Annotated in this window: 7 protein-coding genes and 1 other RNA gene; 7 read left to right on the top strand and 1 reads right to left on the bottom strand. The window is 65.4% G+C overall.

The window, feature by feature from the left end; genetic code table 11:
• Nucleotides 1-64 precede the first annotated feature (64 nt).
• Nucleotides 65-141: non-coding RNA, sX9 sRNA (locus XcyCFBP4188_RS01690), on the bottom strand.
• Between the two features lie 151 nt (nucleotides 142-292).
• On the opposite strand from XcyCFBP4188_RS01690, the gene XcyCFBP4188_RS01685 reads away from it, so the two are divergent.
• From XcyCFBP4188_RS01685 to XcyCFBP4188_RS01645, 7 genes are all read left to right on the top strand, one after another.
• Nucleotides 293-2962, top strand: coding sequence for a glycoside hydrolase family 3 C-terminal domain-containing protein (locus XcyCFBP4188_RS01685; RefSeq protein WP_104591527.1), 2670 nt, complete (start codon nucleotides 293-295; stop codon nucleotides 2960-2962).
• 739 nt (nucleotides 2963-3701) lie between these two features.
• Complete coding sequence (locus tag XcyCFBP4188_RS01670; protein WP_233397307.1) at nucleotides 3702-6590, top strand: TonB-dependent receptor; 2889 nt, start codon at nucleotides 3702-3704, stop codon at nucleotides 6588-6590.
• A 64-nt stretch (nucleotides 6591-6654) separates the two neighbouring features.
• On the top strand, nucleotides 6655-8568 hold the full coding sequence (locus XcyCFBP4188_RS01665; protein ID WP_006451438.1) for a beta-galactosidase: 1914 nt from the start codon (nucleotides 6655-6657) through the stop codon (nucleotides 8566-8568).
• Entirely contained in the window at nucleotides 8562-9929 is a 1368-nt protein-coding gene (locus tag XcyCFBP4188_RS01660; protein ID WP_006451437.1) for an APC family permease, read from the top strand. The genes XcyCFBP4188_RS01665 and XcyCFBP4188_RS01660 overlap by 7 nt, the downstream gene beginning before the upstream one ends.
• Entirely contained in the window at nucleotides 9926-10843 is a 918-nt protein-coding gene (locus XcyCFBP4188_RS01655) for a carbohydrate kinase family protein (protein WP_006451436.1), read from the top strand. Before XcyCFBP4188_RS01660 ends, XcyCFBP4188_RS01655 begins: the two co-directional genes overlap by 4 nt.
• Nucleotides 10840-12264: a 6-phospho-beta-glucosidase gene (locus XcyCFBP4188_RS01650; RefSeq protein ID WP_006451435.1), complete on the top strand. Its 1425-nt coding sequence runs from the start codon at nucleotides 10840-10842 to the stop codon at nucleotides 12262-12264. The genes XcyCFBP4188_RS01655 and XcyCFBP4188_RS01650 overlap by 4 nt, the downstream gene beginning before the upstream one ends.
• A 203-nt stretch (nucleotides 12265-12467) precedes the next feature.
• Nucleotides 12468-13931, top strand: a complete 1464-nt coding sequence (locus XcyCFBP4188_RS01645; RefSeq protein ID WP_006451434.1) for a glycoside hydrolase family 125 protein — start codon at nucleotides 12468-12470, stop codon at nucleotides 13929-13931.
• Nucleotides 13932-14023 lie beyond the last annotated feature (92 nt).

Genomic DNA, 14023 nt, shown 5'->3' with positions numbered 1-14023 from the left:
GCGTGGTGCAACGCATTCGCACACGATCCAGCGTCCGATCAGCAACAACCACCGCTCGTAGAGCGGCTAACAACACGCAGCGAGGGGTCGTCAGGTGGATACGGGCGGCGCGCTCAGAACCGGAGTCTACGAGTGGTACATGCCGGTTACGAGCACCGACCGCATCCGCCTGGCGGTGAGCGCAGCGGTTTTGTTATCCGCTCTTAGTGTCACTAACCACCGCCCGCAGTGTCACTGCGGGCAATCCAAGAACAACGCGTGACGGCCAGTACCGTGGCGCAGGAGTGAATCGATGTCGTTGTCCGTATTTCCATGCCGCCTGGCCGTTGCGCTGAGTCTGGGGTTGGGCCTGCCGCTGATTGGCGCGCCGGCATTCGCCCCAAAATCAACCAATGAAACGCCGGAACAACGCGCCGCCGCGTTGGTGGCGCAAATGAGCCGCGAGGAAAAAGTCGCGCAGGCGATGAACGATGCGCCGGCGATTCCGCGCCTGGGCATCCCCGCCTACGAATGGTGGAGCGAAGGCCTGCATGGCATCGCGCGTAATGGCTACGCCACGGTGTTTCCGCAGGCGATCGGCCTGGCCGCCAGCTGGAATACGCAGCTGATGCAGCAGGTAGGCACGGTGGTCTCCACCGAGGCGCGCGCCAAGTTCAATCAGGCCGGCGGCCCGGGCAAGGACCACAAGCGTTATGCGGGCCTGACCATCTGGTCGCCCAACATCAATATCTTCCGCGACCCGCGCTGGGGTCGTGGCATGGAGACCTACGGCGAGGATCCCTTCCTCACCGGGCAGCTCGCAGTCGGCTTCATTCGCGGGCTGCAGGGCGACGATCTGGATCACCCGCGCACCATCGCCACGCCCAAGCACATTGCCGTGCACAGTGGGCCGGAGCCCGGCCGGCACAGCTTTGATGTGGATGTGTCGCCGCGCGATGTGGAAGCGACCTACACGCCTGCCTTCCGCGCCGCATTGATCGACGGCCAGGCCGGCTCGGTGATGTGTGCGTACAACTCGCTGCACGGCACACCGGCCTGCGCGGCCGACTGGTTGCTCAACGGCCGGGTGCGTGGCGATTGGGGCTTCAAGGGCTTTGTGGTGTCCGACTGCGATGCGGTGGACGACATGACCCAGTTCCATTACTTCCGCCCCGACAACGCCGGCTCGTCGGCTGCATCGCTCAAGGCCGGGCACGATCTCAACTGCGGCTACGCGTATCGCGCCTTGGGTACCGCAATCGAACGCGGCGAAGTGGACGAAGCCCTGCTCGACCAGTCGCTGGTGCGTCTATTCGCGGCGCGCTATCGCCTGGGCGAACTGGAAGCGCCGCACAAGGATCCGTATGCAACGCTCGGCGCCAAGGATATCGACAACACAGCCAACCGTGCGCTGGCGCTGAAAGCAGCCGCCCAATCGATCGTGTTGCTCAAGAACGACGCCAACACCCTGCCGTTGAAAGCCGGCGCGCGGCTGGCGGTGATCGGCCCGAATGCCGATGCGTTGGCGGCATTGGAAGCAAATTATCAAGGCACCTCGTCCACGCCGGTCACCCCGTTGCTCGGCCTGCGCCAGCGCTTCGGCGTGCAGCAGGTGAGTTACGCACAAGGTGCACCGCTGGCGGCGGGCGTGCCCGGCATGATTCCGGAAACCGCGCTGCGCAGCGATGGCAAGCCGGGATTGCGTGGCGAGTATTTCGACAATGTGGACATGGAAGGTGCGGCGCGCGTGGTGCGGCAGGATCGCACCGTGAGCTTCAACTGGGATCAGGTCGCACCCGCAAAGGGCGTGCCGGCCGATCGTTACGCAGTGCGCTGGAGCGGCGAGTTGCTGCCGCCGAGCGCTGGCGACTACACCTTGGCGGTACGGGTGGCGCGCTGCTTCGACTGCGCCGGCCACGATCCGGTACGGCTGTACATCGACGACAAGCTGGTGGTCGCAGGCAATGCCGAAGACAAGCACGTGCCGGCCGGTATGCATAACGCCGATGGCCGCAGCGTGGAAACCGTGCTGCATTTCGACGACACCCGCCCGCGCAAGATCCGTCTGGAAATGGAACACCGCGGCCAGGATCAGGGCGTGCGCCTGGAGTGGCTGGCACCGGCCGCCGCGCAGTTGGCCGAAGCCGAGCAGGCCGTGGCGCAGGCCGATGCGGTGGTGGCCTTCGTCGGTCTGTCGCCGGATGTGGAAGGCGAAGAACTGCGCATCGACGTGCCTGGCTTCGACGGCGGCGACCGTAATGACATCGCCCTGCCCGCCCCGCAGCAAGCGCTGCTGGAACGGGCAAAGGCCTCCGGCAAGCCGCTGGTGGTGGTGCTGATGAGCGGCAGCGCGGTGGCCTTGAACTGGGCCAAGACACATGCCGACGCGATCGTGGCGGCGTGGTACCCGGGCCAATCCGGCGGCACCGCCATCGCGCGCATGCTGGCCGGCGACGATAACCCCGGCGGGCGCTTGCCGGTGACGTTCTATCGCTCCACCAAGGACCTGCCGCCGTACGTCAGCTACGACATGAAGGGCCGCACCTACCGCTACTTCAAGGGCGAGCCGCTGTTTCCGTTCGGCTACGGCTTGAGCTACACCAGTTTTGCCTACGGCGCGCCGCAGCTCTCCAGCACCACGCTGCAAGCCGGCAGCACCTTGCAAGTGACCACCACGGTGCGCAACACCGGCACGCGCGCCGGCGATGAAGTGGCGCAGGTGTATCTGCAGTATCCGGATCGCCCGCAATCTCCATTGCGCAGCCTGGTCGGCTTTCAACGCGTGCATCTAAAACCAGGTGAGCAGCGCACGCTCACCTTCACCCTGGATGCGCGCGCCTTGAGCGATGTGGATCGTACCGGCCAGCGTGCGGTGGAAGCCGGCGATTACACGCTGTTTGTCGGTGGTGGCCAGCGGGGCACCGGCGCGGTTGGCGAGGCGGCAGCGTTTTCGATTTCGGGGCGTTCGCCGTTGCCGAAGTAAGGAGTTCGACTGCAGGACATCAACAGGCGTCGGCTGTCATGGCCGGCGCCTGTTGCGTTATGCATCTGTATTGCAGTGCATCGCAAGATGCAGCCATCGCGCCTGCGCAACATCCAATTGGTGATCTATCCGCAGGCAATACGATGATCTCCGCACACACTTCACACCTGCTTGACAGACGCGAAAACGAGGTCTATCACTGACCGCAGTCGGCAACACACGCCATCGGCGATGCGCGACTCACCTTGATGGCAACAGCGTTTCCACGCAGCACCTGCACTGGGAGATGGTTGGATGCAGCATCGTCGTATCGACCAGCGCTTGCGTGTTGCCGATCTTGCAGTGCATCGCACGCACGCATGCTGCGCTGCTGTCGCGCTGGTGCAGCCGTCATGACCAAGCACTACAAATTGAGCGCGATGCGCTCGCGCTCCAAGTGCATCGCCGGGTACTCCCCGCCTCGCCACTGACGCCTGCACCGCTGTAACAGCTGGCAGACGCTCCGGCGCCACTCCGTTCGGTCTTTCGCACACGCTTCCATTGCGTGCCGTGCGTTGCCGTGCGCGCACATCGCCGTGCAGACCGTCTGCCCTAGAGCAAGGCATCGGAGGGCGTTGCCATCGGCAACGTTGCCCAGCATCTGGCGAGGTGGCATGTGGACAAGCGTGAGCGTACGAACGGCAAGCAATGGATCGTGGCAATCCTGACCGTGACCGGCCTGGCCTCGGCCGCAGCCGCAATGGCCGGCACCGTGGAGGGAGACCTGAAAGAAAGCAGCAGCGGCAAACCCGCAGCCAATGCGAAGGTGCGCATCGCCGGCACCGCCTACAGCGCGGTGGCCGACGCACGCGGGCACTTCGTCATCCACGATGTGCCGGCCGGGCAATACGCACTGAATCTGGACTACCCAGGCTTCAGCGCAGCCGAAACCAGCGTGCAGGTCGGCGACAGCGGCACCGCATCGGTGGCCATCGCGTTGGAGGAGGTCAAACAACTGAAAGCGGTCAGCGTGGTGAGCAATCGCTACGACGCCAGCGACCTGAAGATCAACGCTGCCAACACGGTGGACGTGCTGTCGGCCAACGACCTGCAACGCACCGCCGTGCACAACGTGGCCGAAGCGCTGGGCCTGATCGCCGGCATCAACATCACCAGCACCGGCTCAGGCTACTTCGGCGGTATCGATGGTGCAGCGCGCGGCGAAGGCATGTTCGCCTCGGTGCGCGGGCTGCCCTCCGAATACAACGTCAACATGATCGACGGCGTCACCGTGGCGCAAGGCATGCCGTACAGCCGCAGCGTGCAGCTCAGCCTGTTGCCGCCGAGCGGCCTGCAGACCATCGTGGCCAACAAGACCTCCACCGCCGACATGGACGGCGATGCGATCGGCGGCACGCTGGATTTCCGCACGCCCACCGCCTACGACTACAAGGACACCACCAGCGGCAGCATCACCGGCAGCGGCCGGGTGGAAAGCCGTGCGCGCGATTACGGCGGCGACGGCCTGGGCGGCGGCTTCGGCGGCGAGTTCCAGCACAAGTTCGGCGATGCGCAACAGTTTGGCGTGTATGCCAGCGCGTATTACGACTACCGCACCACCACCAACAGCGAAGTGGCCGCCGCCACCAGCGCGCTCAACGACGGCTCGTGGGAATACTTGAACACCGATGCCGATGGCCGCAACGCCGCCGGTTTCGATCCGCAGCACAACCTCACCAGTACCGGCATGAATGTGGGCATCGCTGCCGGTTGGGAGCGCCGCTACGGCGGCAATGCCTCGTTCGACTGGCATGTGGACGACAGCCTGTCGCTGTACGCGCGCATGACCTCCGCCTATGCCAAGACCGAGCAAGGCACCACCTTCGTGCAGTTGCTGCCGCAGGATGTGAGCTACGTGCCGACCGGCACGCCGGGCGTATTTACGCCAAATATCGGCCGCATCGCTTCACGCTTCTGGTACGAGACCAACCCGGAAATCGCCGACCTGGCCACCTTCCAGATCGGCGCAAAAAAGACCGCAGGGGGTTGGACCTTCATGCCCAACCTGTTCTACAGCTTCGGTAACAACGACCGACCCGACCATGTCGAAATCGACGGGCGCGAAGACAAGTTCACCCAGGATAACTACACCTATTCCGGCAACAGCTTCGTGCGCTATGGCGGCGGTGCGTTCCCGTATCCACAGCTCACGCCCACACTGCTGGCGCAGGTCAATAACATCCCGGCGTTGTTTGCCAGCAGCTATGGCGAGCAGACCAAGATCTACTCCGGCCAGAAGAAAGGCGGCGCGCGCTTCGATACCCGCTACGACTTCGAAGATGGCGCGCTGCGGTCAGTGCAGTTCGGGGTGAAATACAGCAAGAGCAGCCGCCGCTACACCAATCGCGACTGGTATACCGGCGGCGTGGACGGCACCACCACGCTGGGCGATCTGGGTATCTTCACCGGTACCTATGCCTCGATTTTCCCCGGTAAATACGACTGGAATACGCCGCGCGTGAGCGAAGCGGCGGTGGCTGGTGTGATCGCCCAGCACCTCACCGACGATGACCTGGACACCTGCGGCAGCGCGTTCTACGTCAACAACTACAACTGCAACACCATGCGCGGCACCGAGGCGGTCAGCGCCGCCTATGCCACTGCCACCTTCACCATGGGCAATCTGGATATCGTGCCGGGTGTGCGCTTCGAGCACACCGCCATCGACAACACGTTCTGGGTGAGTCCGGTGGATGCGGACGGCAACGAGATCGTCGGTTACTTCGACCACAACAGCACCTCGTATAACGAACCGCTACCCAGCGTGTTCCTGACCTGGCGGCCGGATCTGCGCACTGCGTATCGCGCATCGCTGTGGACCAGCTACACCCGCCCGGCCTTCGTGCAACTGGGCGGCGGCAGCCAGATCGACATTTCCAACGGCATCACCACCATCACGCAGGGCAATCCCGATCTCAAGCCGATCGAATCCACCAACCTGGATCTGTCCGGCGAATGGTCCACCGAACGCGGCGGGTTCTTCTCCCTGGCCGGTTTCTACAAGCAACTACGCAACTACATCTACGATGCGGGATCGGCCCAGGCCAATGGCAACACCAGCGGCAGCGGCACGGTGCTGTACCACATGCCCACCAATGGCGGCGATGGCAAGATCTACGGTGTGGAACTCAGCGCGCGGCAGAAGTTCCAGGATCTGCCCGCGCCGTTCGACGGCCTGGGCGTGAGCGCCAACGCCACCCGCCAGCATGCGCGTGCCGACCTTGGGCTGGATGGCTTCGACAATGAGCACATGCAATCTGCGCCGTCGGCGATGGCCAATCTGGAACTGTTCTACGAACACAACGGGTTCTCGTTGAACCTGAGCTACCACTTCAGCAGTTCGTACCTGCTGGGCTACGATTTTCTGCATGAAAGCGCGCCCTGGAACGACCTGTGGGCGCGCCCGACTCGGCGCGTGGACCTGCACACCGGCTACCGCTTCGACAACGGCGTGAGCATGGATCTGTCGATCTCCAACCTGACCAAGGAATACAGCTACTGGGCGCATGTGGGCCGCAACAACCTGGCGATCTCCGACATCGTCGATGCCGGTAGCACGGCGTTGTTCACGGTCAAGTACGCGTTCTAGCGGCACGCGTCGCGCTGCGCAGTGCAGTGCAGTTCGACAGTTGCTCACCCTGGTTGGAGAGACGATGAAACGCAGAAGCCTGTGTACGTTCGGCCTGCTCGCACCGTTCGGCCTGGCGGCCGCGCCGGCGGTGCTGTCGTCGCCACATGCGCCGCTGCCGGATGGCCGGCCGCATACGTTTGGATTCGAGCGTGGCCAGTTCGTGCTGGATCAGCAACCGTGGCAATTGCGCAGCGGCGAGATGCATCCGCTGCGCATCGCCCGTGCGGATTGGCTGCAGCGCATCCGCATGGCCAAGGCAATGGGCTTGAACACCATCGCGCTGTACTTGATGTGGAATGCGTACGAACGCGAGCCGGGGCAGTTCGATTTCGACACCGGCGAACGCGATTTCGTTGCCTTCATCCGGCTGTGCCAGCAGGAAGGGCTGTGGGTGTATCTGCGACCCGGCCCGTACGTGTGCGCCGAGTGGACGCTGGGCGGGCTGCCACCGTATCTGTTGCGCGAGCCGGGCATGCGCCTGCGCGATGCCAGCGATGCGCGCTACATGGCAGCAGTAAAGCGATATATCGCCGCAGTCGCACCACGCATCGCACCGCTGATGGCCAGCGCCGGCGGGCCGGTGCTGATGCTGCAGATCGAAAACGAATACAGCATGCAGGGCAGCGATGTGGGCTATCTGCAGGCATTGGCCGCGCTGTGGCGCCAGCACGGTATCGATGGTCCGTTCTCACTGGCCGAAGGCATGAAGGATCTGCGCCGGCGCAAGGCCTATCTGCCCGACGCCGCGCTGGGACTGGATGGCGCCGATCTGGCTGAACTGCAGGAAGCAAAACAGATTGCAGGCGATGCACCGGTGTGGGTGGCCGAAGGCTATCCCGGTTGGCTGACGCACTGGGGCGAAGACGCGTTCGCGCAGCGCGATTACGCGCCAATGCTGCAGCAACTGATGGCCGCCGGTTACTCGTTCAATCTGTACGTGGTGCACGGCGGTACCAATTTTGGTTTGAGCGCGGGTGCCAATGCCGAAGACGATGGTTCGCAATTCCAGCCTGCGTTGACCAGCTACGACTACAGTGCACCGATCGACGAAGGCGGCCGCGCCACGCCTGCGTACATGGCGCTGCGCCGGATCATCGCCCAGCACAGCAGCACGGCGCTGCCAGCGATCCCGGGCGCGCCACCGCGCGCGCGCTTTGCATCGGTCCTTGCACGCCCGGTGGCCGCGCTCTGGGACAACTTGAGTGTCGGCCCCGTACACACCGAGCGGCCCACCGACAACCAGACCCTGCTCAGGCAGAACCTGGGGCTGGTGGTGTACCGGCGCCGCATCGCGGCTGGCACACAGCTGGATCTTGGCAAGGTGCACGACTACGCGGCGGTGCAACTCGATGGTGACGAAATCGGGTATGTCTCGCGCGTGCAGCACGCGCGCCTCAACAGCTCGCCACAGCTGCCACTTCCAAGCGCTGCATCCAGTGAGCGGACGCTGGAGGTGCTGGTCGACAGCTTCGGGCATATCAACTTCGGCCCCGCCCTGGGCGATGCCAAGGGATTGCTCGGCCCGGTGCGGCTCGATGGCAAGGAGCTGCGCGACTGGCAGGTACATGGCTTGCCGCTGGATGGCGACAACGCACCCACGCTACGCCCGCTGCAGGCACCACCCACACGGCCCGGCCTGTTCTTCGCGGCCGACATCGCGCTGGAAACAGTCGGCGACATCTACCTCGACATGAGCCAGTGGCGCAAAGGCTATCTGTGGATCAACGGACGGCTGCTGGGGCGTTACTGGGAGATCGGCCCGCAGCAATGTCTGTTCTGCCCGGGCGCGTGGTTGAAGCAGGGCAACAACACAGTGCTGGTGCTGGATCTGCATCAACTGCAACCCACCGCGATTCACTGCGCAGACGGGCTGACATCGACACGCATTGCGACCAACGCAGCGGCAGTCGCGCACGCAGAGCACCACGCATGTTGACCGTACCCACCGTGTTGCCAGCAAACACAAAGGCCTCGGCACCGCCGCGCACGCTCGGTTTCTGGAGTGCGCTGTCGGCCAACCTGCTCAACATGATCGGCATCGGGCCGTTCATCACCATCCCGTTGGCGTTGTCGGCACTGGCCGGGCCGGCGGTGTTGGTCGGTTGGGTTGCCGGTGCGCTGCTGTGCCTGTGCGATGGCTTGGTGTGGGCCGAGCTGGGCGCGGCGATTCCGCGCTCGGGCGGGCCGTACCACTATCTGCGCGAGGCTTACGGCCGCGAACGCTGGGGGCGCTTGTTCGGCTTTCTGTATCTGTGGCAGACCCTGCTGACCGCACCGTTGTCGGTGGGTTCTGCCGCGGTGGGCTGCGTGCAATACCTGGCGTTCCTGATGCCGGGGCTGGGCCATACCCAGCTCACCGCGATCGCGATGGCGCTGTGCGCGTTCAACACGCTGCTGCTGTATCGCAAAGTGCGCTCGGTGCAAGTGCTGTCGCTGCTGGTCAGTGCGGTGGTGATCGGCGCCTGCGTGTGGATCATTCTCAGCGGCGTGCTGCATTTCGATTTCGGCATTGCATCGGCGTTCTTGCACGCGCGCCCCGCGTCGCCGCATGGATTCTGGTTGGGCTTCGGTGCGGTGGCCTTGATCGCGGTCTACGACTACGGCGGCTACAACAACGTGTGCATGCTCGGCGGGGAAATCCGCAAGCCGCGCCGAACGATTCCGCGCGCGGTGCTGATCTCCATCCCGATCGTGGCGCTGCTGTATCTGGGCCTCAACATCACCTTGCTCGGTGTACTGCCCTGGCAGCAGGCGGCGCAATCCAAGGCGGTGATGGCCGACTTCATGCAGGCCATCTACGGCCCCATCGGCAGCACCGTGGCGGTGGCGCTGATCGTCGTCGCCAGTTGGGGCTCGGCGCTGGTGGTGCAGTTGGGTTATTCGCGGGTGCCGTACGCGGCCGCGGCGGCCGGGCAGTTCTTCGGCGTATTTGCACGGCTGCATCCGCGCGGCGGGTTTCCCACCGTGTCGCTGCTGTTCGTCGGTGCGACCTCGGCGCTGGCTTGCCTGCTGTCGCTGGACGATCTGATCGCCACCTTGATGATCATCCAGATCCTGTTCCAGTTTCTGGCGCAATGCCTGGCGGTGGTGCTGCTGCGACGCAAGCGACGTCGGCGGGCCTTTGCGATGCCGCTGTATCCATGGCCGCTGCTGATCAGCGTGTTCGGCTGGCTGTATCTGCTGGCGACCAGCCCGGGGCGACGCCTGCTCGCCGCCGTGGTGGCGCTGTGCGTGGGCAGCGCGTTGTATCTGATCCAGGCAAGGAGGCAGCGCGCATGGCCGTTCCAGCTGCAATGAACACCGCGCAACTCGTGGTGGTCGGCGAGGTCTATCTGGACCACATCTTCAGCGGCTTCGCACGCTGGCCGGCACCGGGCGAAGAAGCGCTTGCCCGCCATTACAAGCGAGAACTGGGCGGCGGCACCATCATCACCGCCTGCGCGCTGGCGCAGCTGGGTTGCAACGTGCGCGTGATCGGCGCGATCGGTGCGCAGGACCGCGCGCTGTTCGAACAGCGTTTGGGCGAGTTCGGTGTCTCGGCCGATGGCTTGATCGACTCGACTGCCGGCACTGGCGTGACCACCAGCGTGTCGCTGCACGACGACCGCTCGTTCTTCACCTATATCGGTGCCAACGCCGAGTTGAGCGCGTTGCTGCTGCGCGAAGACATCATCGACACACTGTCCGCAGCCACGCATGTGCACTTTGCGATGCCGTTGCCGGCCGCATTGGCAGCCACGTTATTGCCGCTGTTGGCACGCGCCGGCTGCACCACCTCGCTCGACGTCGGCTTCAGCCCGGCCTGGCTCACCGATCCGGCCAACCACGCCACCTGCCGTGCGGTGACCTGGTTCCTGCCCAACCAGAAAGAAGCCGCGCTGATGGACTGCGGCGACGGGGCCGATGCCTGCCTGGCCTGGGCGCGCGCACTTGGCCTGCGCCAGACGGTGATCAAGCTCGGCGCCAGCGGTGCGATGGTCGTCGATGACGCAGGCGCGCGCCTGATCGCCGCACCCGCCGTGCAGGTCCGCGACACCACCGGCGCCGGCGACGCATTCGATGCCGGCTTCATCGCCGCGTACATGCACGGCCAGCCGCTGGATGCCTGCGCGCAGCAAGGCTGCCTTAGCGGCGCTGCGTGCTGCAGCGCGCTCGGCGCGCTGGACGGTCTGTTTCAACTCTTTCCCCCCACACACGAGGACGTTCCATGAGCAGTTCTGTCGACAATCGCAAACTGACCCTGATCGGCGGCGGCGGCGTGCGCACGCCGTTGGTGGTGTACGGCGTCAACGAAGCCGCCGAAGCGCTGGGCGCGCGCGAGATCGTGCTGTACGACCCCGACCAGGAGCGCCTGGCGCTGATGGTGGCGATGGGCCGCGCCATCGTCGCCGAGTCCGGGGGCGCGTTGCAGGTGCACGCCGCGCCATCGCTGGAAGCGGCGATCGAAGGCGCGCATTTCGTGCTCAACAGCATTCGTGTCGGTGGCATCGCCCAGCGCGCCTCCGACGAACAGACCATCATCGGCCACGGTTATTCCGGCCAGGAAACCACCGGCCCCGGCGGCGTGGCCAAGGCCTTGCGCACGGTGCCGGTGGCGATCGAACAGGCGCGCATGATCGAGCGCCTGAGTCCGGATGCCTGGCTGGTCAGCTTCACCAACCCGGCCGGGCTGATCACCCAGGCCATCAGCGCCCACACCCGCGCCCGCGTGGTCGGAATCTGCGACACGCCGGTGGAGCTGTTCCACAACATCGCGCGCGCACTCGGCGAACCCGCCGAAGATGTGGAATGCGAGTACGTCGGCCTCAACCACCTGGGCTGGATCCGCGCGGTGCGCCTGCGCGGCGTGGACATCATCGACCGCGTGCTGGCCGACGACGCCATCCTGCGGCAGCTGTACCTGGCGCCGTTGTTCGACTTCGACATGCTGCGTGCGCTGCGGCTGATCCCCACCGAGTACCTGTATTTCTTCTACGAACGCCGCCGCGCCCTGGACAACCAGCGCGCCAGCGGGGCCAGCCGCGGTGGCGAGATCGAGCGGCTCAACCGCAGCCTGATCGGCGACCTGCGCAGCCGCCTGGACGCCAGCGACACCACCGGCGCAGTGCAGACCTATGCGGCCTATCTGGCGCAGCGCTCCGGCTCGTACATGAAGCTGGAGGCCGAGGCCGGCTCGGCCTTCGCCCCGGACCTGGCGCCGCAGCCGGACCCGTTCCGCGCCAGCACCGGCTATCACCGCATCGCCGTGGACGTGATGAGCGCGCTGACCGGCGCCCGCCCCAGCCGGCACGTGGTCAACGTGCGCAACCAGGGCGCGATGGCCGAGCTGGCCGACGACGACATCGTGGAGATCGCCGCCGACATCGATCGCGACCGCATCGTGCCGATTCCGGCCGCGCCGCTGCCCAGCGCGGTGCAGGGCCTGGTGCGCTCGTTCAAGGCCTACGAACACGCCGCGATCGAGGCAGCGCTCAGCGGCAGCCATCTGGACGCCTGCAAGGCGATGCTGATCCACCCGGCGATCGGCGAATGGAGCCCGTCGCGGCGCATGCTGGATGAGCTGTTCGGGCATGAGCACGACGATGGCCACTGCGCGGGGCCGGCGCATTGGCGTGCGCAGGCGGCCGGGTGATGGGGAGCCGTGTCGGCTGTTGGCCGCAACCCACGCATACGGCGCCGAATTGTGCGAACGCACTATGCACATTCGGCGCACACGTTGTATGGTCATCGGGAATTGGTCCTGCATAGGTCTCATCGTCGGTCCGGCGTGCCACGCCGCTGATGCGGAGGTGCCGCTGTGCAGACCGCTTGCAGAATCCAAGGAGCCTCCAGGTCATGCACACCCGCCGCGACATCCTTCAGTTGCTGGGCGCCAGCGCGGGCGCCGGCCTGCTGGCCACCGCGCTGCCCGCCTTGGCGGCCGCGCCCGCTACCGGCGCGTCCAGTGCCGCCGGCGCGTTCGTCAGCAAGCGCCCACCCAAGGCGCAGCGGCGCTTTGTCAGCAAGGCGGTCGAGCAACAGATCGTGCAGATCAAATCGCGCATCGCCGATCCGGAACTGGCCTGGCTGTTCGAGAACTGCTACCCCAACACGCTAGACACCACGGTGGAAACCGGCACCCGCAACGGCAAGCCGGACACCTTCGTCATCACCGGCGACATCCACGCGATGTGGCTGCGCGATTCCTCCGCGCAGGTGCACCCGTATGTGCCGCTGGCCAGGCGCGACCCCGCGTTGCGGCGCATGTTCCATGGCCTGATCCAGCGCCAGGCCGCGTGCATCCGGCTCGACCCGTATGCCAATGCCTTCCTGCCAGACGGCCAGACCCAGCGCCTGAAGTGGTCGCTCAACGACATCACCGAGATGAAGCCGGGTGTGGGCGAGCGCAAATGGGAAATCGATTCGCTGTGCTACCCGATCCGCATCGCGCACGAATACTGGCGTGCCACCGGCGACAGCGCCCCGTTCGACGACGACTGGCGCGCGGCGATGCACGTGGTGGTCAAGACCTTCCGCGAGCAGCAGCGCAAAGAGAATCGCGGCCCCTACGTGTTCCAGCGGCCCTCGCCGCTGGCCACCGAAACCCTGGTGCTGGAAGGCTACGGGCAGCCGACCCGGCCCAACGGCATGATCCACTCGATGTTCCGCCCCTCCGACGATGCCTGCGTGTATCCGCTGTTCGTGCCGGCCAACCTGTTTGCGGTGGCCTCGCTGCGTCAGCTGGCGACGATGAGCACGGCCTTGCATCGCGATGCCGAATTCGCCGCCGACTGCACCGCGCTGGCCGATGAAGTGGAAGCGGCGACACGCAAGTTTGGTCAGCAACACGACGCCGATGGGCAGGCGTACTGGGCATTCGAAGTGGACGGCTACGGCAACCAATTGTTCATCGACGACGCCAACGCCCCCGGCCTGCTCAGCCTGGCCTACCTGGGCTGCTGCGACCGCGCCGACCCGGTGTTCCTGCGCACCCGCCAGCTGGCCTGGAGCGAACGCAACCCGTATTTCTCGCGCGGCACTGCAGCCGAAGGCGTTGGCAGCCCGCACAGCGGCATGGGCACGATCTGGCCGATGTCGATCATCCAGTACGCGCTGGTCAGCGACGACGACGCACAACTGCGCCAGTGCCTGCAGTGGCTCAAGACCACCCATGCCGGCACCGGCTTCATGCACGAAGCCTTCGACAAGGACAACCCGAGCACCTTCACCCGCGACTGGTTCGCCTGGGCCAACACCTTGTTCGGCGAACTCATCATCGATCTGCACCAACGCAAACCCCAGCTGCTGCGTAGCGCCTGATTCCACGAAGGGCCCGACCGCCCTTCCAGCGCGGAACTGCAGAGCGCTTGATCTTCCCTTCTCCCCTCGGGAGAAGGTGCCCGAAGGGCGGA

Origin of the sequence: Xanthomonas hortorum pv. cynarae (assembly GCF_002939985.1) — a bacterium.
In the GTDB taxonomy this organism is placed as follows: Bacteria; Pseudomonadota; Gammaproteobacteria; order Xanthomonadales; family Xanthomonadaceae; genus Xanthomonas; species Xanthomonas hortorum_D.
This window is presented reverse-complemented; position numbering and strand designations above follow the sequence as displayed.